The organism is Candidatus Saccharibacteria bacterium oral taxon 488, from assembly GCA_005697215.1.
In the GTDB taxonomy this organism is placed as follows: Bacteria; Patescibacteriota; Saccharimonadia; order Saccharimonadales; family Saccharimonadaceae; genus Nanosynbacter.
On the sequence record CP040003.1, the window covers coordinates 752,820 to 776,607 of the forward strand.

General features: G+C 51.7%; 24 protein-coding genes, 1 tRNA gene and 1 pseudogene. 6 read left to right on the forward strand and 20 right to left on the reverse strand.

Annotated elements, in window-relative coordinates; all coding sequences use genetic code 11:
- Nucleotides 1-78: 78 nt before the first annotated feature.
- The 6 genes from FBF24_04010 to FBF24_04035 form a co-directional block, all read right to left on the reverse strand.
- Complete coding sequence (locus FBF24_04010; GenBank protein QCT41028.1) at nt 79-603, reverse strand: nucleotide exchange factor GrpE; 525 nt, start codon at nt 601-603, stop codon at nt 79-81.
- A gap of 145 nt (nt 604-748) precedes the next feature.
- Nucleotides 749-1,459: a transcriptional regulator gene (locus FBF24_04015; protein QCT41029.1), complete on the reverse strand. Its 711-nt coding sequence runs from the start codon at nt 1,457-1,459 to the stop codon at nt 749-751.
- A gap of 43 nt (nt 1,460-1,502) precedes the next feature.
- Complete coding sequence (locus FBF24_04020) at nt 1,503-2,903, reverse strand: hypothetical protein (GenBank protein ID QCT41030.1); 1,401 nt, start codon at nt 2,901-2,903, stop codon at nt 1,503-1,505.
- Nucleotides 2,904-3,623 (reverse strand): hypothetical protein, encoded by a 720-nt coding sequence (locus FBF24_04025; GenBank protein ID QCT41031.1) that lies wholly within the window; start codon nt 3,621-3,623, stop codon nt 2,904-2,906.
- 52 nt (nt 3,624-3,675) lie between these two features.
- Nucleotides 3,676-4,545 (reverse strand): hypothetical protein, encoded by an 870-nt coding sequence (locus FBF24_04030; GenBank protein ID QCT41032.1) that lies wholly within the window; start codon nt 4,543-4,545, stop codon nt 3,676-3,678.
- 143 nt (nt 4,546-4,688) lie between these two features.
- On the reverse strand, nt 4,689-5,156 hold the full coding sequence (locus FBF24_04035) for a hypothetical protein (GenBank protein QCT41033.1): 468 nt from the start codon (nt 5,154-5,156) through the stop codon (nt 4,689-4,691).
- Between the two features lie 187 nt (nt 5,157-5,343).
- Here FBF24_04035 and FBF24_04040 point away from each other — a divergent pair, with 187 nt between their 5' ends.
- Complete coding sequence (locus FBF24_04040; GenBank protein ID QCT41177.1) at nt 5,344-5,799, forward strand: hypothetical protein; 456 nt, start codon at nt 5,344-5,346, stop codon at nt 5,797-5,799.
- A gap of 56 nt (nt 5,800-5,855) precedes the next feature.
- Here the strand turns inward: FBF24_04040 and FBF24_04045 are convergent, their stop codons facing one another.
- The 12 genes and pseudogenes from FBF24_04045 to tilS all read right to left on the reverse strand — a co-directional run bounded on the left by FBF24_04045 (nt 5,856) and on the right by tilS (nt 19,397).
- A complete protein-coding gene (locus tag FBF24_04045) occupies nt 5,856-6,815 on the reverse strand; it encodes a GTP-binding protein LepA (GenBank protein ID QCT41034.1) in 960 nt (319 codons plus the stop codon).
- A 93-nt stretch (nt 6,816-6,908) separates the two neighbouring features.
- A pseudogene (locus tag FBF24_04050) lies at nt 6,909-7,737 on the reverse strand (nitroreductase).
- A 274-nt stretch (nt 7,738-8,011) separates the two neighbouring features.
- The gene (locus FBF24_04055) at nt 8,012-10,792 is read right to left on the reverse strand and encodes a hypothetical protein (GenBank protein QCT41035.1); all 2,781 of its coding nucleotides are present in this window, start codon (nt 10,790-10,792) and stop codon (nt 8,012-8,014) included.
- A gap of 234 nt (nt 10,793-11,026) precedes the next feature.
- The gene (locus FBF24_04060) at nt 11,027-11,341 is read right to left on the reverse strand and encodes an RS21-C6 protein (protein ID QCT41036.1); all 315 of its coding nucleotides are present in this window, start codon (nt 11,339-11,341) and stop codon (nt 11,027-11,029) included.
- Nucleotides 11,342-11,385: 44 nt separating this feature from the next.
- Nucleotides 11,386-11,994, reverse strand: coding sequence for a GIY-YIG nuclease family protein (locus tag FBF24_04065; protein QCT41037.1), 609 nt, complete (start codon nt 11,992-11,994; stop codon nt 11,386-11,388).
- Between the two features lie 348 nt (nt 11,995-12,342).
- Nucleotides 12,343-13,020 (reverse strand): YdcF family protein, encoded by a 678-nt coding sequence (locus FBF24_04070; GenBank protein ID QCT41038.1) that lies wholly within the window; start codon nt 13,018-13,020, stop codon nt 12,343-12,345.
- On the reverse strand, nt 13,010-13,246 hold the full coding sequence (locus FBF24_04075) for a hypothetical protein (protein ID QCT41039.1): 237 nt from the start codon (nt 13,244-13,246) through the stop codon (nt 13,010-13,012). Before FBF24_04075 ends, FBF24_04070 begins: the two co-directional genes overlap by 11 nt.
- Before the next feature lie 49 nt (nt 13,247-13,295).
- Nucleotides 13,296-13,931, reverse strand: a complete 636-nt coding sequence (locus tag FBF24_04080; protein QCT41040.1) for a hypothetical protein — start codon at nt 13,929-13,931, stop codon at nt 13,296-13,298.
- A gap of 7 nt (nt 13,932-13,938) precedes the next feature.
- On the reverse strand, nt 13,939-14,970 hold the full coding sequence (locus FBF24_04085; GenBank protein ID QCT41041.1) for a GTP-binding protein: 1,032 nt from the start codon (nt 14,968-14,970) through the stop codon (nt 13,939-13,941).
- On the reverse strand, nt 14,970-16,601 hold the full coding sequence (murJ, locus tag FBF24_04090) for a murein biosynthesis integral membrane protein MurJ (protein ID QCT41178.1): 1,632 nt from the start codon (nt 16,599-16,601) through the stop codon (nt 14,970-14,972). Before murJ ends, FBF24_04085 begins: the two co-directional genes overlap by 1 nt.
- A 36-nt stretch (nt 16,602-16,637) precedes the next feature.
- The gene (gene hflB, locus FBF24_04095; GenBank protein ID QCT41042.1) at nt 16,638-18,506 is read right to left on the reverse strand and encodes an ATP-dependent zinc metalloprotease FtsH; all 1,869 of its coding nucleotides are present in this window, start codon (nt 18,504-18,506) and stop codon (nt 16,638-16,640) included.
- A 27-nt stretch (nt 18,507-18,533) separates the two neighbouring features.
- Nucleotides 18,534-19,397: a tRNA lysidine(34) synthetase TilS gene (gene tilS, locus FBF24_04100; GenBank protein ID QCT41043.1), complete on the reverse strand. Its 864-nt coding sequence runs from the start codon at nt 19,395-19,397 to the stop codon at nt 18,534-18,536.
- On the opposite strand from tilS, the gene FBF24_04105 reads away from it, so the two are divergent.
- Nucleotides 19,389-20,072: a hypothetical protein gene (locus FBF24_04105; GenBank protein ID QCT41044.1), complete on the forward strand. Its 684-nt coding sequence runs from the start codon at nt 19,389-19,391 to the stop codon at nt 20,070-20,072. The two genes, tilS and FBF24_04105, sit on opposite strands and share 9 nt — an antisense overlap.
- Nucleotides 20,073-20,077: 5 nt before the next feature.
- On the opposite strand, the gene FBF24_04110 is transcribed toward FBF24_04105, so the two are convergent.
- Together FBF24_04110 and FBF24_04115 are read right to left on the reverse strand one after the other, a co-directional pair.
- Entirely contained in the window at nt 20,078-20,395 is a 318-nt protein-coding gene (locus FBF24_04110; protein QCT41045.1) for a hypothetical protein, read from the reverse strand.
- Nucleotides 20,396-20,536: 141 nt separating this feature from the next.
- A tRNA-Met gene (locus FBF24_04115) sits at nt 20,537-20,613 on the reverse strand.
- 437 nt (nt 20,614-21,050) lie between these two features.
- Here FBF24_04115 and FBF24_04120 point away from each other — a divergent pair.
- From FBF24_04120 to FBF24_04135, 4 genes are read left to right on the forward strand one after another with little or no spacing between them, the layout of a single operon-like run.
- Complete coding sequence (locus tag FBF24_04120; GenBank protein ID QCT41046.1) at nt 21,051-21,782, forward strand: hypothetical protein; 732 nt, start codon at nt 21,051-21,053, stop codon at nt 21,780-21,782.
- Nucleotides 21,782-22,081, forward strand: a complete 300-nt coding sequence (locus FBF24_04125) for a hypothetical protein (GenBank protein ID QCT41047.1) — start codon at nt 21,782-21,784, stop codon at nt 22,079-22,081. Before FBF24_04120 ends, FBF24_04125 begins: the two co-directional genes overlap by 1 nt.
- A complete protein-coding gene (locus tag FBF24_04130; protein QCT41048.1) occupies nt 22,041-23,465 on the forward strand; it encodes an FAD-binding protein in 1,425 nt (474 codons plus the stop codon). Before FBF24_04125 ends, FBF24_04130 begins: the two co-directional genes overlap by 41 nt.
- On the forward strand, nt 23,465-23,785 hold the full coding sequence (locus FBF24_04135; protein QCT41049.1) for a divalent-cation tolerance protein CutA: 321 nt from the start codon (nt 23,465-23,467) through the stop codon (nt 23,783-23,785). The genes FBF24_04130 and FBF24_04135 overlap by 1 nt, the downstream gene beginning before the upstream one ends.
- Nucleotides 23,786-23,788: the final 3 nt, after the last annotated feature.

Here is a 23,788-nt window from a genome sequence, read left to right on the forward strand (position 1 = left end):
CGAGTGCCAACTATTTCAGTATAAATAATTAGCACTCCCGTGTCAAGAGTGCTAATTCAGGTTTTTACTAGTTGCTAATTATGCCGCTGGTGCGGCAGCGTTTGGTCCGGTTTCCGCCTGTTCCGGCGCTGACGGCTGGCGCGTCACCTTAACCATCGCGTCGCGAATCACTGTACCGTCTAGCGTGTAGCCGGCACGCAGTTCCTCAGCAATAACTTCTTTTTCGCCCTCGGCTTCTTCATTAAACTGGATAGCTTGGTGAAGTTCGGGATTGAACGGCGTGCCAGGTTTAGCGTTAATTTTCTCGAGGCCAATTTCTTTGAGCTGCTTGTCAAGCTGTTTATTCAGGCCAGACACGCCTTTCACCCAAGCATTATCCGCTAGCTCCTCCGGCACATTAGCAGTCGCCCGCTCAATCGTATCAATCACTGGCAGCAGTTTCATCACCGACTTCGCCTGGCCCATTTGATGCGCTGACTGCTTTTCCGCCTCGACGCGCTTGCGATAATTCTCAAAATCGGCCCGCGTCCGCTGCAAATCCAACGTCAACTCGCCCAACTGCTGCTCCAAATCTTCAGCTTTTTTAGCCTTACTCTTCGTCATTTTTTCCTCCTTCTAAACGGCCAAAACGGCTCGTCGCCATATGTGCAGGGAAAGAACGCGATCATAGCCATGAAAATAATAATCAAAATAATCACCACTAACCACGTTGGCAAGCCGCTCAGTAGTCCGCCAATCCATTCAGCCATTACAATACCTCCTCCAACATCGCACCCGTTCGCCTAACCAGCTCCATCGTTCGACGGTAATTCTGCCGAGTCGGGCCGATCACGCCGATGTAACTATCATTACTAAACTTTGAACAAAACCTACTAATAATCAACGTTGCTCCAGAACTTTTACCAATCGGATTCTCACTGCCGATAAACACATTCAACGGCTCATTCGGTGCCGCTTCACGTAGCCAAGGCTCGATGTTATCAATCAACCTGGCAATCGCTTGCACGTGTCCACCCTCGATAAATTCCGGCTGACTAAACAGCTGCGTCATACCATTCATATACAGATGATCACCAAACGAGGCAAAGCCGAAATTACCCGTCAACTCCACCAGACTATCAACCGCACTGCGAATCGCTCGGTCAGACTTGTCAACGTGCGAATTAACATGCGCTTCGATCGCTCTCGCACTGCGATCAATGCCGCTCGGCAGCTCGGTCATCTGGGCGTTGGTGATGCCATTGACGTACAATCGATAGCCCTTGTCGGTAGGAATTCGCCCAGCGCTGGTGTGCGGCGCTTCAATAAAACCCATCTCCTCGAGCTTGGCCATTTCGCTGCGAATGGTGGCGCTGGACACGCCAAACAACTTGGCTAGCGTCACGCTGCCAACTGGCGCCGCAATCTCGGCGTATTGCTCAATAATGGTAGCTAAAATCGCCTGTTGACGTTCGGTCATAGGCTCATTGTAGCATGAATCTGGCACTCATCGCAAGCGAGTGCTAATGCGACCTTGCCGCGCGCCTGGCCTGGCTACGCGCTCGCGTAAATCGCCGGGCGGCGTCTGATGAAAACATCAGTACCGCTACAATATTCAGCCCGATGAACAGCAGCGTACTGGCTGTCGACCAAGTTATCTTGCCGATGGTCAAGGTGAGTGAATTAGCGATAACTGCCAGCCCGGATATCATCATCAATACCAGCCGCAATCGATTACTACCGCTAAATGTCCGGCTCACCAGCACGATGGTCGTGATCACCCACACCACGCCAATGATAATCGACGAACCAATCAGCCAATTAGCAATCACCGCCGCGTCATTCACCTGACCATCCACCATCAGTTCAGCCACCGTCTGGCTATGAAATTGGTCAATCGCAAGTAATTCAACAACGGTATTGATGATACTGACCGCCAGCGCCGCAAACATTGCCACCACGCCAAACGCAATCTGTGGCGGTCGCCGACTCCAAAATTGCTGTATCAATGTATCGTGCGCCACCGGCATTACCTCGTGCGAAGTAGCATCGAGAATCACCTCGTCGCGCTCCTCTATCAAGGACTGGTTGGCGCGCACTCGCCCGACCTCAAGCACTGGCAGATCGCCATCGGTCTGAATGGTGTCGCCACCGCCGTTGCGCGAATGATACCCGGTGGAAAAATCTTTCAGGGTAGTCACCTCAATTGAGGCTCGCGCCTTGAGCGCTGACTGGACGATATAATCCCGCTCGATGTCAGTATTCTCATCAATCTTATGAGTGATTTGCAAGGTGAACAGACTAAAACCGACGCTTCTGTCGTACGTGCCCGCCGCCAGCCAGTCCACCTGATGACCACCCGGCAGCAGCCAGCCTTGCGGGCAACGCCAGAAGCGCACGTGATGGCGCTTGCCGGGATTGCCGTCAACCTCCTGCTGGTAGGTAAAGTCCTGCCGCCGACCAAATAAAAACAGTGATGAGACCGGCGCCTGCGGATAGCTACGTCGCGTCAGTGTCGCCAGCATCATCCGCCACGATGAACGCACGGTTATTTCCTCCGCTAACGTCCAGCCAGCCGCGGTCATCGCTTGATGGACCTGTGCCTCCGAGCCGCGTAAGGCTAGATTAACTGGATCACCCAGCAGCCCGTCCGCCGTCCGTGTCCGCCCGATGAAATAATTCGGTACGTATAGACTACTCAGGATACGATGCAGCCGCGGCAGTGCCAGGTAAGCCGTAATCAGCCACACCACCACAAACAGCCCGACCATCCACCAGCCGCCCGAATGCCAACCCTCGCGCCACACGAGCCACGCCAGCCAGAACGACGCCGCACCGGCTAATAAGAAAAATATCTGGTCAAGCAACCCCGACAATGACCAAAACGGCCGTCTCAGCGAAAACGACGACTTCTTCGTCGCCATCTAGACTGCGTCCTCACCCATCAAATAATCAAGAAGGTCCCGTGCTATCAACCGCGCCTCATCATCGCGCCGGTTGAATACGTCACCGCGCTCAATAATTTCGCCGCAAACCCGCACCGCTCGAGTCAAATCATCATTGATAATCACGTGGTAATACGGTACTTCCAGCGCGTGACTGAGCTCGGCGATGGCCGACTGGCGGCGCTTCGGCCAGGCCGTTTGAAATTCTGCTTCCGTCGCGTACCGCTGCTTTAATCGCTCCAGCCATGTCGGATAATCCGGCGGCACGATAAAGATAGCGATACAGCCCGGTGCCAATTGCTCATACTCAGCCACGCCCTGTACGTCAATGTCGGTGATCGCCGTCTGCTGATGATCGTGCGCCAACTGCAGCTCGGCTGTCGAGGTGCCATACACCTTGCCGTGGACGAACTTGGCCTCAATGAACTGATGATTTTTGAGCATGGTCAGTGCGGTTGCTTGATCAATAAAATGATAATCAACGCCGTCGCGCTCTGGCTGACCGTTATTTGCCCGCGGCTCCCGCGTGGTGTGCGACACGATATCACGAAATGACGGCGATCGCAATAACCGCCTTTTAATCGTATCCTTGCCCGCGCCGGAAATACCGGTTAGCAGTGCAATTTTAGTATCTCGTACTAGCGCGATGGCCGCTTCGATCGGCTGGTACTCCCTAATGACACGTTCAAGATCTGACATATGAGTATTATACCAGATTATTGACTAAGCTTCCGGGGGCAGCTGCGACTTCTTATCTATGCACCATGTCCATCGCCCGAATATGCGGCGGACGATGCGTTAGCTGAGGGCGGCGAGACGGCACAGCGATGTGAGCACGGGAATGAGCGGTGGCTTGCGGGTGGGTCAACTCCTTTGGCTGTGGCGGTAATTTTGGCTGGGTCGGCAGTTGGTGCGGCTGGGATAGTGGGCGCTTGATAGTCAATTGCGTGTCGGTGCGTGGTGCATCAGCACGAGGTGCGGCCGCTGCAGGATTGAGCGGACGAGTCGGGCTCGAAGGCTGAGATGAAAGCGGCGGTTTTGTTAGCGGCGGGTGCGGCGGATGTGATGAGAGCGGCTTGACTGGCTGAGCCTTGACGGAAGAAAGTTTGTTGAGCGGGCGCTTGGCCGGGGCCGGCGCCGAAGCAGTGGGCTTGATCAATGAAGCGCGTGACGGTGAGAGGGCGTGCTTTGGCGGCTGGGGCTTGACGGATGGCTTGGTAAATGATGCGCTTCGCGAGCGCTGGACGCCACGCGGCGGCATAATGTCATGAAAGACTGCCGGCTTTTTAGGGTAAGGTTTAGCCGGCGGATTGGGAACGGGAGTCTTTTGAGGAGCGGCAGAACGCGAGCGAGGTAAATGAGTAGAAGGTTGCGGCGGCACAACGCGAGACGCAGCCGAAGGACGAGCCGGCTGCGCGGCTACAGTTTGCCGCTGAATACTATGACGCCGAGCCGGAGCGGAGTGAGGAGAACGTGGCGCGGGTGATGTGGGAGATGCGGCGGGTACTGATGCAGCCACTGGACGCTGACGCGGCACTGGGGCTCCCGTATCAACATCTGATACCTCACCCTTACGGCGTTTACCGAGCCGAGCTTTTTTGAATAGCTTTGTCAACTTCATCAGCGCCACCTCATCCCCTGGGAGATGTCGATACCGAAAATGATTACGGTCAGCTGGTCGATATGACTCTCCTTCCTCTGATTGATTCTGTCACCATTATACTGGTTATGCTCAGTGATTTCAAGCAGCCAACCGCTCAGCCACTAGAGCAACTCGTCCAGCACTGATTGCCAATCAGGAAACTGCGGAGTACCGAAATGAATGTGCCAGCCAACAAACTCAGCAGCACCCCTGGCCGTCCGATCATCGATCAAAATATCGCCGCGGCTCAACTGTTTGACCGACGAAAAGATAACCTTACGATAGAAAATATTTTCCTGGCCATCGCCGCCAAAATACTTCTTCACCCACGCCAGTTTGTCGCCCAACGCCGTCGGATTTTCCCATGGCGATGACGACAGGATGTATAAATCATACTTTTCTTTCAAAGCATCCACTGCCTCAAGGGCGCCCGGCATCGGATCCATCAATGCAAAAACACCCGGAATATTGTCATACTCACCCGCAAACTTCTCAAGCATCTCGGGCGGAATCTTCGTCAAAGCTGATTCAAAATCAACCAGCACGCCATCCATATCGATGTAGATGATTGGTTTGCTATTTAATTTCATAAATTACTTCACCAATTATAGCACTTTTGTAGTACAATAAAGACGTCTACATCTAGAACATGTCCAATCGGGAGTTGATTCACACGCATAATGGGCAGCCGTTATCGGACGTGTGAATTTACGTTCTAGGTGTAGACAGCCAATTTAACGGCTGTCCTTTTTGTTGGGCAGCATTCCTAAAGGAGGGATTATGAATACAAAAGAGAAAAAGCCAATTTACAAAAAGGTTTGGTTTTGGGTATTGGCTGTTGTCATCATAGGCGCAATTGGCGCTGGCATGAACGGCACAAAGAATCAAGCCAATGAAACGACCAAATCAACCAATAACTCGACAAGCCAATCACAACCGGAGCAAAAAACCAGTGAAAACAAAGCACGCTTGACACTGGATGACGGCTGGAAAATTGATAAAAGCAATCAATATCTCACAAAGGTTGTCGGCACGGTTTCAAATAATTCTAACCAGGCAATTAATGGCTATATTCAAATTACTTTTTCAGGACTTGATGCTAGTGGCGCTAATGTCGGAGATTGCCTTGCTAATGCTAATACTGTTGATGCCAATGGCAAGTGGAAGTTTGAAGCAATGTGTTCTGGTCAAAATATCGAGACAGTACGGTTCAAAGAAATTACTGGGTTCTAATTAATTATATAGACCGCAGCATGCAATAATAAATAGTCCGACGTTTGCGGACTATTTTAATCTCTCTTTAACATCACCATAAACGCTTCACTCGGAATGTCAACCTTGCCGAAGCGTTTCATGCGCTTTTTACCGCGGGCTTGTTTGGCGAGGAGCTTCTTCTTACGACTGACGTCACCGCCGTACAGATAGCCGGTAACGTCCTTGCGATAAGCTCCAATATTCTCGCGGGCAATGAACCTGCCACCAATCGCCGCCTGCAGCGCCACCTCAAAGCTCTGGCGTGGCACCACGTCTTTGAGTTTTTTGACGATCTCCCGACCCAAACCTGGCGCCTCTGAGCGGTGGCACATCACGCTCAGCGCATCAACCATTTCGCCCGCCACATAAAAATCCACCCGCACCAAATCTTCCGGCTGGTACCCCGCTAGCTCATAATTAAACGAACCGTAGCCGCTAGTTACCGACTTCAATTGATCATAAAAATCCGTCAGCAGATTTGCCAGCGGTGCCGTAAAGGAAATGAGGGCGCGCTCATCGATGTAGCTGAGGTTTTTTTGCCGGCCGCGCTTGGCGACAATCAGCTGAATCACCGCACCGATATAATCTTGCGGCACCACAATTTCGCCGTCAATCCACGGCTCGCGAACCTCCGTGATCTGTGCTGGATCGGGCAATTCGCTGGCTGATTTGATATCCAACTCCTCGCCGTTGGTGAGACTAACTTGATAATCCGTGCTCGGATTGGTGACGATGAGGTCCAGATTATACTCGCGCTCCAACCGCTCGCGAATGATATCCATATGTAGCAGCCCCAAAAAGCCGATTCGCACACCATAGCCCAGCACTGGCGAATTCTCCGGCTCAAACTGCAGTGCCGAATCGCTGAGGCTCAACTTTTCGATGGCATCTTTCAGGTCATTATAATCTTCATTGCTCACCGGAAAGAAGCCCGCATAGACGAAGGGTTTGACTTCTTTGTAGCCAGGCAGGAGTTGGACAGTGATATTTGACATATAGTCAATTATACCACCCTCCTGGCGAAGAATGATGCACTCCACTTATATCGTCGTCAATCAAACACAACAATATCTATAATTCACGACGGTCTAGTGCTCAATAACGTCTTTAACGGCTCGACGCTTAGAATAAGCCTGCTGCCTGCCATAACCGATGCGTAGCAAAATAGTTGGACACTCTCCGGCCAAACCCAGCGTCCTCGTCATTTCTAAGGCAATTTCCACTTCTTCGTTTGGCTGATTTAGATAGGCGTGCACAATCCCAAGTTCCGTAGTAGTCAACAAAAATCTCTGCAGCGTCCGACCCAAACTCACCCATTCGCGCCGACTATTTTCTCTCGTCGTAAAAAGAACCAGATGAGAAGCCGATGCTATCTTTTCGCGATCGGCCTTATTCTGCGCCTTAGCATTGATAGCCATCGACATGATTGGCTCAGCCATCCAGCGCGGCACATTAGGCGCGCCAAACACGGCGTAACTCAGCCCATCAAGTGTTTGATCTTGATGCTTCTTATTAAATCGCATCCAGCTTTTCAATTCAACCTTAAACGCCTCATTTTGCATTTGATGCGTATTCCCCTGAAGAACGTATTGTTCAATATCATTAAACTGTTTAGTTTGGCGCGCGTAATAATGAACCGAGATACCCTTTTCACTACGGACAGATTGTAACTTCTTTAGCGCGTCTGGGTAATTCCCTCATCTCTGTCGCACAGCCACAGCTCACAAACAACTCTCTATCGTGAGGATCGACCACCGGCAATCTTCTGTCGAAATCAGGGTGAATTTCTACTGCCGACTCGCTCTGACGAAAGCGCCACGGCTGAGTATTGTGGCCTGATGGCGCTTTGACAGCCTCAGAAACCAAAAACTCAAAGTTAGCTGGTGATATATTGTTACTGCGAGACACTCTTGCCATAATTCTACCCAATACGCAAGCCTTTCTATCTCGTTAGCTACTTATTGTAATAAAGTATACTGTAAGGTCAATCAATATTGCCGAGTCAAGCTTTCAGCCATTCTTCTTGAAATCATTGTAATCTTCGTTAGATGCCAGGAAAAAGCCTGACTATCCTACTTACACCATTCTAACCGCCTGAGTCCTGACCTTAGGCGGGCGAGAGTGTTCTATGTATTGCCAGACAGATATCGCAGGCTAGATTGGTCTATATTACCAACTCGTATGCATGTTCCTATACGAGACTATCTAGCCCCTGGCCAAGTTTGATACTGTAAGGATAAGCTGGATCAAAAACTTCTGCGCATTCAAAATCGATCGGCCGCATTGATGCAATGCGGTATTGCCCATTATCGTCCCTGCTATACTCAATGATAAAATCTTTCAAACGCCATGGTTTATCAATCCCTGTATCGCGCCGTACGGTCTCAGCGATGTCTTGTATGCGCGAAAGAGCGTCAGTCATCAGCTCTCGCTGATTTGACTCCGGCACAGCATTGTCTGCAAAGAAATTGCGGACCGTTCGCCCGCTCTCGCCATTTATCTTCTCCATCACAACAAAACCTTGTTGCCCGTTCGTAAAGACCCGAGCAATTGGCTTTGGCGCGTCAACGCCAAGCTTGCGCAGCAACAAAAGCGCCTCGAACTCATCGACTGGCCCCCGACGCTTTGCCTCCACGACATTCTTCACAATCACCTCGGTGTCGCCAGCAAGCGATAGCCCAAAAACTGCCTCACCAGGATACGGATCGTTTGGGTTCGCTATTTTGAGTGATGTCGCCGACTGCAGTAGTTCGGTGCCAATATCAGGACTTGAGAACAGTTCGGATAACTGGCCTTTTACTGCCTCACTATAACTACTGTCGATCCTCATTTCTCGCTGATTTTCCAGGCTTCTCACTTCGTAACCCAAGTTAACCGGCTCCGTGTTTTTTAGCTCGCGAGTATAGTAATGCCGGTGCAGAGCTAGCTGTGTCATACGAAAAGCCAGACGTTCACTGGGGCTAGTCGGTCGACTATACGGTTCCAACCGGCCATCTTCAGTGCGATACAAACCCCCTGCTGACTCTTCGTCCTTGACATTGTATTCTATAGTATCTACTATATTATTTCTTTCCAGCTTGTCACCTTTCAGACCCAGCACCGTTCTTGGTCGGTCTCTCGCACTAAGCAGTCTAATTCGGCTATCATAATCATAGTCTGACCCTGGCACCCCTAGCACGCTCATGATATCGTCAGGAATCGTTCCTATAAATCCAGTGTCATAGTAATGGGCGGCGTCTGGGTGCTGGATATGAGAACGCAGGTACTCGCCTTTTACTTCGTCGTTAAAGTTATTGCAAAACTTTCGCGGATACACAAGGTAGGTAGGAAACTCTATGAGCGACCCGCCTGTCGCACGGCTACTCATACCGAGTTTGCGGCGGCGGGCGTAGAGTTGAGCACGGCGCCCCACGTACGCATAGACACCGTCACGACCGAGGAATACTTCTTCAAATTCTCTCTCGCCTATCCGCTTAGTGTCCCACTCGGCAAACAGTCTATCGTAGTAGCCAGTATCAACTTCAAGTACCTGATTGAATATTTTAGCCGCTCTTTCCAGGGTTTCAGATATATCAATCTCTCCCATCTCGGCTATATAGTCTGCCACCAGCCTGCGGTAGGTCGGCCAGGCATCACCCGTCTTGTCTCCTCGCCCACCGAATAACTCTTGGGCATACCGGTCTCCGTACCGCGACGCTATATCCTTCTGTAGTTTATCGTAGGCCTGTTTAATAGTCTCTCTCAATCTCCTATCATCTTCGGTTTTGGGAAGTCGCAAACGTCGATCGGCCTGAACCGCTCTTTTGTGAAATTCCGTCCCCGGTCGAGATGATGTCACATGCTCTATGTCACCCGCCTCGTCTGCGTATGGATGATATTTCACTATACCGCGCAGCTCTGGCTTGAGTTCGGCAATATATGCACGTAACCTAGACGCCTCTTCTGCACCAATAAGCCCCTCCAGGTCAAGCTGAGTAACTTTTTGCGCAGTCGAGTAGTGGTTTGCACATGCCCACAATACAGTACTCCGTGCGACTGTGTCCATACCGTAGTATGATAAATGACTAAGGACGGCATCTGCTAGATCGTCGCTTAATTTTATCTTATCTATACGGCTAAGGACTATTTCTGGGGCAGCTTCACCAAAGACATATACGCATTGCAGTACCTGTAATTCATAGCCGGCATCAATGAGTTCGTAGGCGATACTAGCATCAAGGCCGGTAAAGTTCTTGAGGTAGCCAGCAACTACATCACCGTGGCCGGTATTGATGATTTTGTGGGCAATTTCATTATGATCAAGACCAGTAAAGTTCTTGAGGTAGTAGGTGACTGTCCCACAATTACCAGCGTCGATGAGTTTGTGGGCAATTTCATTGTGATCAAGGCCGGTGAAGTTCTTGAGGTAGTAGGCAACTGTCCCACTCTCACAGGCATCGATGAGTTTGTGGGCAATACTAGCATCAAGGCCGGTAAAGTCTGTGAGGACGTGGGCGATTACCCAACTATAGCCAGCGTCGATGAGTTTGTGGGCAATTTCATTGTGATCAAGGCCGGTGAAGTTCTTGAGGTAGCGGCCGACTCTCCCACCACAACCAGCATCAATGAGTTCGTAGGCGATACTAGCATCAAGGCCGGTAAAGCTATCGAGGTTGCGGGCAACTGCCCGACCATGGCCGGCATTGATGAGTTTGTGGATGTCATGGTTCGTCAATTGATGGTTAGAATTCTCGCTTACCAGAGTCTCAAGCAACTCATCAACAGTGTATGTATCTTCTACCGCCTGCTTAAACCCTCTCTCACCATCTCGCGCAACATGACCAACAAGAGAATTCTCGACACAAGAAAGACCTTCGTGATTCTCTGCCCGACCCGCAGAGTCCCCTGTCAAGTCTTCAGAGTCCAGTGAACCTTCGGTTATGTGTTCAGAATCATCTACTCTTATAATTTTTCCTGTTTCGTGACCGTTCATTTTTTCCTTTTACCTATTGATGATTATGGTCTATATTGTAATATATAGACACTGAACGCCGCAAGTATTCTATTCTAAAGTGTCTTACTCGCAGGATTAGGTTTGCAGCTCAGAGAGGACTGTTCCGCCATATTTAGCATGGCGTATCTAACGACTATGGTCATGGTGGATCGGCTGAGGGGATCGGGTCTTGACATGGTTTTTCAACCAGCTTGATTTAGCAAAATACTTGGTTTACTCCCACCGCCGCGTGCTATTGATCTCGTGCTTCTCAAAATACACTTCCGCCAAATTGACGTCAAACCGATTTGCCAATTCCATCAAATAATTCAACACGTCCGCAAACTCCTCGCGCAGATTATCATGGTTATCAGGTCTTTTTTCTCCCTTAAATCCCGTCTCTTTGCGAATCGCTTTCGCCAGCTCGCCAACCTCCTCAGTAAACAATAAGAATACTTCGGTAACAGAATTTTTATCCCATCCTTTTTCTTTACACGTTTGATCGAGGTGTTTTTGTAATTCAGTTAAGCTTATTGTTTGTGGATTCATACTTCTCCTCTACTTATCTCGCTATCGACGCGAATGGCTTGCGTTTATAATTTAACATCCGGCAAGTCTTTCAGCTTCTTGCCCTCAAAACAAAAATATGCTGCGCCCTGGTAGGCACCGCTGTTGTTGACTTGATTTTTATCCTCAAATATTTTTCGCACCAGCGGCGACAAAAACCACCTCTGCCCGCCATATTCAACTTCGCGCTCGCCAACAATTTTTGCTACAATTGTTTTATCTTTGAGAAAGACAACCTCATCGCCATTTTTGAGACCTTTCCGGTAAAAGCTAAACTTTTGATTACTGTTTTTGGCTTTGGTGATTTTATCAAATTCCGCTTCTTTATTTTTCTGCTCCGGAAAGACCACCTCGCCCTCAAACGATAGCAACAGCTGCCGTACCAAATCATAATCAAGCGCAAAAAGCTCGCTACTGCCGACTCGATGCTTGGCGAATATTTCGTGCAGTAGCGTTTCCTTTTCGGAATAGTCAGCCACCTCGATCGCAAACAACCGCTTCAAACCAACCACATTGTAGTAGCCATTCGCCTCGAGAAAGCGCATCCGCTCTGGGTACTGCTTGGTTTGTGTCTTGCCGATTTTGATAAGGCCCGACACTGCGGTGGTCATGACGTAGATGATGCCTTTGCTCATTATAATTCCTCCTTATAACTAATATTCTACACTACTTTCACAGAACCTAGCTTGTTGAAGAATCCCTATTTATAACCTGAGAAGCCTCCAGCCGGTCTCTCAGTTGAAAATATTGGCTGGCAGACACTTTGACCGGGTCGTCTGAAGTATCAATCACAGTTTACTCTGCATTTTCTCAACGTAACCGTGTCAGCTACCCGCGCCTCACGAGTGGTGTTGAGGTTGGTAATAATGTAGCCGGGTAGCAGTGTTTCCTTTCCGGAATATTCAGTCGCCCCAATCGCTCTATACATAATGTTGTAGCATTTTATTCTATTTTATAAATAATGGCAGCTCATTCTTAACTCACTATGCTTTCGGCAAAAAACCGCGCGCCACGAGCGCCTGCCAAGCCATGTCCGCCGAGAGAGATGATGGCTGAGGCGTTGAAAATCCCTTAGCAGGATAGGTCTTTATCCGCTCGTAATCACCCAGCATCAACGTCAGCATCATAGCGGCACTCCCATAGGTTGCCTCGTATAAGCGATAATATGCCTCTAATGTTGTCGGCTGACTAGTTACATACAGTCGCGGCCGCGGATACGGCCACTGAGCCTCGGCAGTTGCCAAAAATCGACGCGTCATATATGGTTTATGAACCAAGATAATGTCCTTACTCTGAATCATCATCTCTGCCAGCAGCCGAGCCGAACGGGTGATATTTTCACCGGTGTTGGCGGCTTGATGCTCAAACAGGATTGCCGAGTTCGGCACCGCCAAACGTTGGAGCTGTCGCCCTAACAGTGTCGCTTCGGTTTCCGTGGCCCTATGATAGGGATTAGCAAATCCCGACACCACGATCCGTTGACTCACGCCCGCATGATATAGCTCGGCCGCTCGCTCGGCGCTATCGATCATAGCTCCCGCGCCACCGATCACAATAGCATCCGCCCGCACCGGTAGCCGACTCTCAACACAAAGATATTCCCACAGCACATGAAGATGGTGCCAGTCTTGATCAGTGAGAGCTAGCTGACTACGCGACATGTATACGCTCTCGAGACTTTTTCAGTGTCACTGTATCGCCCACCCGCACTTCACAGTTGATGACGATATGGCCAATTTCACCGGTGTCCAGCGATGGGCTAGGATCATACCCTGACTGAGATTGATTATGACACCGCTGCCAAAACTCCGGTACCACAAACGCGACCGACGACGCTGCGAAAGCAACTGCCAAATGCGTGTTGTATTCTCTGAAGAAGGATGTCATTCATTCAGTATAGCATCTTACAAAGATGGAGTGACATCCACAGGGTTACTTACGTTTCAACTTCCTTACGAGATATCCACACGACCATCATGATAGACCAGCCAAATAGTGACACCTCCGACACTACCGTCAATGGCACCGAAACCTCACCCGCATAGTATGTGCCGACGACCTTTAGTAGTGCAACACACGCGCTCGTTAGGATAATCAGCCGAGATTTCGTAATAATTGCTACCGCAATAACACATGCAGCTAATGCCAGTGCCATCCAATGCAACCCCGCAAACAGTTGGCTCGCGGATAGCACACTTGTCTCTGAAGCAATCGGTAATCCATTTACCGGATAAACGAGACGGCCGAGCGCCATCATCGCGTAAAATGCACCAATTGTCGCGATAACGCCTAAAGCAAGCAAGACGCTCGCGCCCACAGGATGTCGCTCCCTAAACTTACCGTACAGCACTACAACGATCGCCAACAATATTGATGCCCCACATGCCAGTATTTCATCCGCCAACTGAAGAAGAGTCTGATGCTGTTGCACCCACGCCATCACACCTGAAGCATCTACTGAAGGTATCGGCAGTGACATTGCAATACTAATGCAGGCCGCGGCAAGCAAACCAAAACCCATCAGCCATACAATGCTACCAATATACGAAATACGCCGACTGCCTTGCTTCACCACTATCTCACTCCTTTGTCATATACTTTTTCAACGTCACCGTATCACCCACCCGTGCTTCACGCGTAGTCTTCAAGTTGGTGACGATGTAGCCAATTTCACCGGTATCCAGCGATGAGTCAGGGATCATGCCAGGACTAAGATGGCCAACTTCTAGTGCCAGCCCGTTAGCGCCAGTCGCCATCATATGAATTGCTTCACCTTTTTTGATTTGGCCGTCAACCACCCGCACATACAAAATCACCCCGCGGTAATCGTCATAATAACTATCAAAAATCAGTGCCCGCGTCGGGTCGTCCGGCTGGCCAGTTGGCGCTGGAATTCGCTCAACAATCGCCGCTAAAACTTGGTCAACATTCTGCCCAGTTTTGGCAGAAATATGAATAATGTCGCTTTCATCGCAGCCCAGCAAATTAATCACCTGTTTGGACACCCGTGGCACATCAGCGGCCGGCAAATCAACCTTGTTCAGCACCGGGATAATCGTCAAATCTTGCTCCATCGCCAAGTACACATTCGCCAGCGTCTGCGCCTGAATGCCTTGGCTGGCGTCAACCACCAACACCGCCCCCTCACAAGCCTGCAATGAGCGGCTGACTTCGTAGCTAAAATCAACGTGACCTGGTGTGTCGATGAGATTGAGATCGTAGACAGTTGGCTGAGCCAACCCATTCACACCAATATCTACACAAGCCCGAGAATCAGACTCGCTAAGTTCCGGGCGATTCGAGGACTGTTTGAGCGAAGCGAGTCCCGCAGAATCCCCAGAGATTGGCGAGGAAGATTCACGGCGCGCGGAAGCCGTTGGTGCGAATGGTGTTGGATCAGTTGCTGTATAGTGATATTTCATCCGCACCGGCGCGAGCTTAATGGTGATCCCCTTCTCGCGCTCGAGATCCATGCTATCGAGCAGCTGCGACTTCATCTCGCGCTTCTCCACCGTCCCCGTCATCTCCATCATCCTATCCGCCAACGTTGATTTACCGTGGTCGATGTGAGCGATGATACAAAAATTCCGAATACTAGTCAGCGGTTTCATCAGCGCCTCAACTTACCCATATCAAATCGCGAAAACAGCAGGCGTTTAATTCGCGCCAAAACTGGGTCGATTTCTGGCAGCCTTAGCCACTTAGACAGCGCACCGTACACGACAAAATTGAAAATCGTGATCGCCCCAAACTTGGGCAGCGCCCCTAAAAAGCTGTCATCCGACGCTCGAAATGGAATTACCAACACGCTGACGTAGCACGCTACCGCTAGTGGCACTGCGGCCAGCGCCATCTTGGCGACCGCTTTGACAAACGTCGCATCAAACAGCTGTGGCATGCGCCGACCTAAAATGACGCATAAAATCACCACCTCGACAAAGGCCACGATCGACTGCGCCCAGGCCAGGCCGTACGGGCCAAGTTTCACGTAGTAGCCAAGTATCACCGCCAGCGCCACATTCAGCACAATCGCAAAAATCGACACATACATCGGCGTCTTGGTGTCCTGCTGCGCATAAAATCCGCGCGCCACCATGTGATACACCGTCCTGAATAAAATCGCCATCACCAGACAACCGAGAATATTCGCCATGACCGGATCGCCATTATTATTGATAAAGTGCACTATGTAGCCGCGCGCGAAAAATGTCACCACACAGATCGGGATAATCATCCAGATTACCGTCCTGAGAAATGACCGCAGGTCTCTGCGAAATAGATCCGGCCGCTCTGAGGCAAGGCGTTCAGTTAGCTGCGGAAAGGCAGCGTTGGAAATAGCGACGCCGATGAGGTTGATCGGCATCATGTGAAGCGTCAATGCTTGGTTATAGCGACGAATGACACCGTCCCCCATCCGCGACGCCAAGTTGACTTCGGCCAGGCTAACCACATAATCCATCCCCTGATCAATTGAGCGGGCTGGTAGCAGCGACAAGACTTTGCGAAAGCCATGGTTGCGCCAATAAATCTTGAAATCATAATCAAAACCGAGGCCGATCAATCCAACCGCACTGACGATGAGTTGCAGCACTGACCCGAGCACCACGCCGAGCGCCACGCCCATAATACCGCCATCAAAGATCTGCCAACCGAACAGATTGATGCCATTAGTAAACCATAGCGTACCGATGATAATCCCGACGTTGTACAGCATCGGCGCCAGCGCATAGAAGGTGAAGCGACCGACCGCTTGCTGGATGCTGGCGATCACCGCTGCCACCGCAAAGATCAGTGGATTTACGGCAATCACCCGCATCATACTAACTGCCAACGCGTGACCAGCCTCGCTCAACCCCGGCGCGATCAGATATTTCATCAGCGGATCAGCAAAAACGATGATCAGAACGCTGGTTACTAGCGTCACCAGCGCCATGAGATTAATCATGCTCGAACTAATTTGCCAGGCTGATTGCTTGTTGCCCTTGATCCACCGTTCGTTAAATACCGGGATGAAAGTAACACTCAGCGCTCCCGACACTAGAATCGCAAACATAAAATCCGGCACCATGAACGCTGCGGTATAAGCGTCCAGCCCGACTGGATAACCAGCCAAGTGAGCTTTCTCGTTAGGGAAATACGCCGCGTTCAAAAAGCGATCGCGCAGCAGCCCCAGCAAGCTTGACAGCAACATTGAGCTCGCTAAAATCGTGGCGGCTAACTTGACTGTCAGCCGCTGATTGATCTTGTTGACAACATTACGAACGCGCCCCATACCAATTTATGCGTGCAGCTTTGCTTCCTTTGGTAGTTTCGTTCCCGAAAGAATCTCGTCCACCGCCGCTTCCTCCAGCGTTTCGTCCTTGAGCAGCGCCTCAGCCAATTTGTCAAGGAACGGACGGTTAGCTTTTAGTACCAGCATTGCCCGCTGCTTGGCCTCGGTGATCAGCTGCGACACTTCCTGATCAATCAATTTAGCAGTCTCATCCGAGTACGGCCGCTCGCGAGTCATCTTATCAAACATCAGCCCGCCGTTGTCTTCGTGGAACACTTGGTCGCGCAAGCTCTTGCCCATACCCTGCTCAATCACCATTTCCCGGGCAATCTCGGTGGCTTTACGCAAGTCTGAGCCAGCACCAGTAGTAATGCCGTCATCACCGTAAATAATCTGCTCAGCGATCCGGCCGCCCATCGCCCGAGCCAAGATATCCTTGAACTCATAGACATTGGTGTAGCTCTTATCCTCTGGCGGCAAGAACCAGGTGACGCCGCCAGTGCCGCCGCGCGGAATGATCGTCACCTTGTGAACCGGATCAGAATCCGGCAAGACGTGACCAACAATGGCGTGACCCGCCTCGTGATACGCCGTCAATTCCTTCTCGTGGTCGTTCATCACCTTAGCCTTGCGCTCTGGGCCAATTGCCACTCGTTCAAATGCCTCGGTCAGCTCATTGTTTGAAATCTTCTTTTTGTTACGGCGCGCCGCGATAATTGCTGCTTCGTTGGCGATATTAGCGAGATCCGCTCCCGATGAGCCAGCCGTCTTGGCGGCCAATTTATCCAGGTCAACCGTCTCGTCGGTCGGCTTTTTCTTGAAATGAACTTTCAGAATTGCCTCGCGGTCTTTGCGCTCCGGCAGAGTAATCGTCACTCGCCGATCAAACCGACCCGGCCGCAGCAATGCTGGGTCCAGCACATCCGCCCGGTTGGTCGCCGCCAGCACGATCACGTTAGTGTCGCCATCAAAGCCATCCATTTCCACCAAAATCTGGTTCAAGGTCTGCTCGCGCTCATCGTGGCCGCCGCCCATACCCGAGCCGCGCTTGCGGCCCACCGCGTCAATCTCGTCGATGAAAATGATACACGGCGCATTTTTCTTAGCTTTAGAAAAGAGATCACGCACCCGGCTGGCCCCAACACCGACGAACATCTCCACAAACTCCGAACCAGAAATCGAGAAGAACGGCACGCCGGCCTCGCCGGCCACCGCCCGCGCCAGCATGGTTTTACCGGTACCCGGATTACCGACTAGCAATACGCCCTTCGGAATCTTAGCACCCAGCTCCTTGTATTTTTTCGGGTGCTTCAGGAAATCGACAACCTCTTGCAAGTCCTGCTTGGCGTTGTCATTACCGGCGATATCCTCAAACAGCACCTTCTCTTTGTCTTCGCCATACAGCCGCGCCTTTGACTTGCCAAAGCCCATCGCTTGATTATTCTGCCCCTGGGCCTGGCGCATCATGAACATGAAGAAGATCACGATGATCACTACCGGCACGATCATCACTGTCAGATTCCACAGCACCTCGCCGGTTTGCGATGGCGGTAGAACGTTAATTTCGACCTTGGCGTCCTTGTTCAAACCTTGCTCGTAAATCGTACTGCCGGATTCCTTGACTGATTTCTCGGTCGGCTGTTTTTGGCCTTTGGGAGTAACTTTCAAATCATTGCCCTGGATATCAATCTTGGCAATTTCCCCGGCATTTGCCCGTCGCACTACATCGGTCAACGCGACATTCTTCAAGTTGCTATTTGGTGACAGCGCCGCGTACACTGCCAGCCCAAGAAACACAATGATTGCCCAAAACAGTCCCAGCCGAGCAACCTGCCCGACCCCTTTCTTAGTATTCTTTGGCGTCTTTCCTGCCATACGTCACATAATCCTTTCTCTTTCGTCCTAGCGAGTCACTCGTTTTATTGTAACACTTTTTACGGACAATTTCACCCGCACATTAGCGGCTGGCTGCCACACCGTTCCTGCTCGGCCAATTTTGATAGCAATCAGCAGTCGATCCAGCTGTGCTGAGAGTAGCGACACGCCAGTCAGTCGCTGCACTTCTCGGTGGAGTAGCTCGCGCGCCGGCTCAATTGGGATATGCGCCCAAAAATAACGACTGCCAAGACGTGACGACAACCGCAATGTCTCTTTATCAATCTCTCGGCGTAGCCGCCATTGCTGACGCCATAACCGACCAAGCGCCACCCGCTGCTGATCAGTCAATTTCATATGAAGCTGCCGACGCAGCTGATTACGCAGATAAGCATTTGACTGATTCGTCGCGTCCTCTACCCACTCCAGCCGATGGCGCAGTGCATAATCATATATGTCTTGCTTCGTCCATTCCAATAGCGGCCGCTCAATCCGCTGATCACCCATAGCCGCCAAGCCCCGCCAGCGCGTACCACGCCGCAGATTGAGTGCTATCGTCTCAATCACGTCATCCTGGTGATGAGCTGTCATCACGCGCCCACCCCAACGTGCCGCCGCGTCAAAGAGAAATTGATACCGCCGCTGACGCGCCACATCTTCGCTGGCTGCCGCGCCCAATTCTTCACGCCTCGTAATATACGGTACATCGTACCGGCGTGCTAGCCCTGCCACGAACTGCGCATCGGCCGCCGATTCTGCCCGAATGCCATGATCAAAGTGAGCCACCGCCACCTCGTCTTGCCCATGCCGTAATACGCTGTCGAGGAGTACCACGCTGTCCACCCCACCCGATACCGCAATCAGTCGCTTCATGAGGATATTATGACACATACTGCGGGGCTACGTGATACAATACTCACTATGCACGAGACAACCATCCTCTGCTTTGGTGATTCCAACACCTTTGGACAGCGGCCCGATATGAACGCGCGATATGACGAGTCGGTGCGCTGGCCGCGGCGGCTGGGGGTGCTACTAGCGGACGAGGCACGCCAATATTATGTCATCGAGGAGGGGCTAGGCGGTCGGCGGACTGACCTTGATCATCCTGACCCAGCCAAGCCGTCGAGAAATGGCTGGACGTATTTTCCGCCGTGCCTGGCCAGTCATCAGCCCGACATCGCCATCATCATACTGGGAACAAATGATGCCCAGCTCTGCCACCAGCGACCAGTTGAGGCGATCGTGACGGCACTGGCGCACTACGTCACGTATTGTCACGAATCAGACGTCACACCGCTACTTGTTGCACCACTCATCCCAGACCCTGCTGGCCTGTTCAACGAGGCAATCGTACCGCGATCGGCATGGCACTTTGATGATACAGCCGTGGCGACACTAACTGCACTGCCTGAAAAAATTCGAACCTATGCTACTAAATATAATGTTGCGTTTTTCGACGCCAACACATATGCCAAGGCCGGTGTAGACGGACTGCACTGGACAGCAGCGGGTCACGAGCGATTTGCCCGAGCAATCGCCCAGATGATACGTGAGATAGCGTAGAATACTCAAACGTCAGTTAGTTTGATGTCTTCGATTTCGCTGGGCCCCACCCAATAGACTCGATCGCCAGCCTCAAAAATAGGCACTGCTGCTGCCGCTAATACTGAGGAAATTCGTTCTTCTGTTAACCCCTTAAAGGCTAGATTTTTGAAAAAATCAGCTCTTTTTATACCAGCATCACCAGCACGACGTAGGATAAACTTTGCCACTTCACTAATATTGGCGTCAGCCGGAGAAGCCTCGGGCTGACGCAGAGTGTCCCACCCCCCATGGTCTTGAGATGGTAATTCCTTCGTCGGCATAGTTGGCATCATTTCGCTCATAGTTTGTCTATATCCTCCCCGATATTATTTTCACAAGTATATCATCATATCGTCAACTCTTGCAACAAGGAGGGTAATATGTTCCTCATACACTACATTAAAATACCGCGGCCCGTACAGACCGCGGATAAAAAACAATTCTGGTAGCACCGGGTGGACCCGAACCACCGACCTCAGGCTTATGAGTCCTGCGCTCTAACCAGCTGAGCTACGGTGCCACACGTCACCAATTGTACCAAACGAGTCAGAAAATCTCAACCGCCTCAAAAGCCTATCTGTCAGATGAGACCAAACTGCTACCCAAACAAAGGCCGATCCGTACTGCCCACAGAGCTAAGCTGCCAGCTCCACGCCTTCTTCGTCCAGCAGCTCCAGTCGCCGCACTACCAATGAACGTAGCTCCTCGCACGTCCGCCGGCGCTGCCATGTCCGCAGCTGGTCATTATTGACCGCAGCTAAAAATTGCCCAAGCTCGTGCTCAGTGATATCCATGTTGTTGCCTTTCTGTGTTTGTTAAACCGTGGCTTTACTATAGCACACATTTGACATAAGTGCAATAGTATGACAGTTCGCATCATTACCCGACCAATGCTCCCACCGGCTTCCCTCAGCAAACCGCTTGTGATAAACTGGAGGGAGAGGATTTTACACAAACATGACCCCGGCTATCATTTCATCACTCGCCATCGTCGCCTTCTCGGCACTGATCCACGCTAGTTTTCAGCTCAGCGTCAGCGTCTTGACCTTGCTCAGCGGCCATTCCCTCGGCAAGCAAACCGCCCGCCGAAAAGTATTGCGACTGATGAATGGATTTGTGTGTGGAGTGTTGGTGCTGACCGCACTGCTAATATCGGCGATCGTCTACTATCTGTCGCTGGTCATTCATCACGCCGCTCAGGCCGAGCAGCTGGTAGCGGCCATCATCTGCGGGCTGATGGTCGGGCTGGGTGTGGCGACTTGGGCGGTGTACTACCGACGAGGCGAAGGTACGGCCTTGTGGCTACCGCGCAGCTTCGCGACCTACCTATCAAAGCGCTCAAAAGCGACGCGTCACAGCGCCGAGGCCTTTAGTCTCGGGATGGCGAGCGTGGTGGCCGAGTTACTGTTTATCATCGGGCCAATGGCAGCGGCGGGGCTGGCAACCGTCCTACTACCATCAACCGAGTGGCGGCTCATCGCCATCGCCCTTTACGTCGTCATATCGCTGCTATCACTGGTCGTCGTATTAATGCTGGTCGGTAGCGGCCATTCCCTCGCCCATCTGCAACAGTGGCGGATGGCGCATAAACGTTTCTTGCAATTTGCAGCTGGCGGCAGCTTGATCATCTTGGGCAGCTTTTTGTTCGTTGATCGAGTACTTGGCATCGTCAGCTACGGAGGTTTTTGATGTCAGAAGGGCACCCAAACCGACCAATCATCGATGTCGTTAAGCGCGGCAAGCGGCCGAGCGAAGAGTTTGATCCGACAAAGCTCCACCACTCTATCATGGCGACCTGCCTGAGTATCCGCACGCCCGAAGGCCAAGCTGATGATATCGCCAAGTCAGTCACTCTCGGCGTGATGAGCTGGTGCGAGACCCGGCCAGAAATTACCACAAACGACATCCGACACCGCGCGACGCAGCTGCTGCAGAAACTACACACCGATGCAGCATTTGTTTATCAACACCATAAGACGATCATGTAGGGGGCACATGGCACAAAAACCAACTTTTGACTATGATGTAATTGTTATCGGCAGCGGGGCCGGCGGTTCACCAGCCGCAACTGTCTTGGCGGGCGCTGGCAAGAAAGTCGCCATCATTGAGCGCGGTACCTTTGGCGGCGAATCCCCAAACTGGGGCGACATTCCGACGGGCGCCCTACTCTACACTGCCGACGTCTACCACGAGGCCAAAACAGCGGCCAAGTTCGGCCTGCGCACCAGCACGGTCGGCTATAATTATCCTTCGCTACTCGCCTGGAAAGACACCGCCATCAAGCGCACCGGCACCGGCGGCAACCGCAGTTACTACGAAAAACAAGGCATCAGCGTCTTTACCGGCAGCGCCCACTTTCTCAGTCCTAACGAGATTACCGTTAGCCGCCGCCACTTATCAGCGCGCAAATTCCTGATCGCCAGCGGCTCAACCTGGCGCGATGATCACATCCCGGGTCTCGACGAAGTGGCTCATCACACGCCGCAAACCATCCTCTCGCTCAAACGCCCGCCCAAAACGCTGTTCGTTGTCGGCTCTGGCACAACGGCGATGGAGCTCGCATATTTGTTCTCGACCTTTGGCAGCAAGGTGTATGTCGCCGAAACCGCCGGGCGCATCTTGCCCGAGTTTGATCAAGAAGTTGGCGAGCTGATCGCCGCTGACGCCAAGGCACAGCGCGGCATGAACATCCTCACCCAGACAAAGCTGGTCGCCGTCCAGAAAGACGGCATCGCAAAGCGCGTCACCTACGCTCGTGGTGGCCAGCAGCATTCAGTGCGCGTTGATGAAATCCTCATCGCCGACGACCGCCTACCGACGACCGACATTGGCCTAGAAAATGCGGGCGTAGCATATACTGAACATGGCATTCAAGTCAGCGAAGCGATGCAGACTTCGGCGCGGCACATCTTTGCGGCTGGCAGCGTCGTTGACCTTCAGGCACAGACACACACCATTCTCAGCCACAGCCGCACCGCTGCACACAACTTACTACACCGTAATTTCATCGCGCTTGACGATAGGCCGCGTTTGACGATCGCCTTCACCGACCCGCAGATTGCTCGGACGGGACTGGACGAGGACGACTGTCTGCGCCGCGATTTGAAAGTAAGCATTGCCCTTGCGCCACTGACCTTGACCGCTCGCAGCAACATCACCGACCGACGCAGTGGGTTTGTCAAATTGATCAGCGACAAAAAAGGCGTCCTGCTCGGCGCCACCATCGTCGCACCAGGCGCCAGCGACTTGATGACCGGCCTCAGCCTCGCCATCCGCCACGGCCTGACCGCCAAACAACTGATGAGCACGCCAAACTGTTTCGTTGCCTGGTCAGAGGCGGTGCGTATTGCGGCGGGGAAATTGGCAGCGTGATGGTAAGGAGTAAATACTCCATGACTATGGTATCAGTAGGAGAAGAGAGCGAAGCGAAGAACATCGCCAAAGCTCTCGTCGAGCAAAAACTGGCCGCGTGTGTGCAGCTGCTGCCGATTCAGTCAACCTACATTTGGCAAGGAAATTTTGAATGCGATGCAGAGATCTTGATGCTTATCAAGTCGCGCAAAGATGACTTTGTGGCAATTGAAAGAGTAGTCAGGTCGCTCCATAGCTATGACGTAGCAGAGATAATCTCATTTGATATTACTGCTGGATCACAGCTATACCTTGACTGGATCGATGAGACATGTAGATGAATG

Bases quoted from the DNA above. Each gene is read 5' to 3' on its own strand.
- FBF24_04010 (QCT41028.1), bottom strand. From the start codon at position 603: ATGACGAAGAGTAAGGCTAAAAAAGCTGAAGATTTGGAGCAGCAGTTG.
- FBF24_04015 (QCT41029.1), bottom strand. From the start codon at position 1,459: ATGACCGAACGTCAACAGGCGATTTTAGCTACCATTATTGAGCAATAC.
- FBF24_04020 (QCT41030.1), bottom strand. From the start codon at position 2,903: ATGGCGACGAAGAAGTCGTCGTTTTCGCTGAGACGGCCGTTTTGGTCA.
- FBF24_04025 (QCT41031.1), bottom strand. From the start codon at position 3,623: ATGTCAGATCTTGAACGTGTCATTAGGGAGTACCAGCCGATCGAAGCG.
- FBF24_04030 (QCT41032.1), bottom strand. From the start codon at position 4,545: ATGAAGTTGACAAAGCTATTCAAAAAAGCTCGGCTCGGTAAACGCCGT.
- FBF24_04035 (QCT41033.1), bottom strand. From the start codon at position 5,156: ATGAAATTAAATAGCAAACCAATCATCTACATCGATATGGATGGCGTG.
- FBF24_04045 (QCT41034.1), bottom strand. From the start codon at position 6,815: ATGTCAAATATCACTGTCCAACTCCTGCCTGGCTACAAAGAAGTCAAA.
- FBF24_04055 (QCT41035.1), bottom strand. From the start codon at position 10,792: ATGAACGGTCACGAAACAGGAAAAATTATAAGAGTAGATGATTCTGAA.
- FBF24_04060 (QCT41036.1), bottom strand. From the start codon at position 11,341: ATGAATCCACAAACAATAAGCTTAACTGAATTACAAAAACACCTCGAT.
- FBF24_04065 (QCT41037.1), bottom strand. From the start codon at position 11,994: ATGAGCAAAGGCATCATCTACGTCATGACCACCGCAGTGTCGGGCCTT.
- FBF24_04070 (QCT41038.1), bottom strand. From the start codon at position 13,020: ATGTCGCGTAGTCAGCTAGCTCTCACTGATCAAGACTGGCACCATCTT.
- FBF24_04075 (QCT41039.1), bottom strand. From the start codon at position 13,246: ATGACATCCTTCTTCAGAGAATACAACACGCATTTGGCAGTTGCTTTC.
- FBF24_04085 (QCT41041.1), bottom strand. From the start codon at position 14,970: ATGAAACCGCTGACTAGTATTCGGAATTTTTGTATCATCGCTCACATC.
- hflB (QCT41042.1), bottom strand. From the start codon at position 18,506: ATGGCAGGAAAGACGCCAAAGAATACTAAGAAAGGGGTCGGGCAGGTT.
- FBF24_04105 (QCT41044.1), top strand. From the start codon at position 19,389: ATGACACATACTGCGGGGCTACGTGATACAATACTCACTATGCACGAG.
- tilS (QCT41043.1), bottom strand. From the start codon at position 19,397: ATGTGTCATAATATCCTCATGAAGCGACTGATTGCGGTATCGGGTGGG.
- FBF24_04110 (QCT41045.1), bottom strand. From the start codon at position 20,395: ATGAGCGAAATGATGCCAACTATGCCGACGAAGGAATTACCATCTCAA.
- FBF24_04120 (QCT41046.1), top strand. From the start codon at position 21,051: ATGACCCCGGCTATCATTTCATCACTCGCCATCGTCGCCTTCTCGGCA.
- FBF24_04125 (QCT41047.1), top strand. From the start codon at position 21,782: ATGTCAGAAGGGCACCCAAACCGACCAATCATCGATGTCGTTAAGCGC.
- FBF24_04130 (QCT41048.1), top strand. From the start codon at position 22,041: ATGCAGCATTTGTTTATCAACACCATAAGACGATCATGTAGGGGGCAC.
- FBF24_04135 (QCT41049.1), top strand. From the start codon at position 23,465: ATGGTAAGGAGTAAATACTCCATGACTATGGTATCAGTAGGAGAAGAG.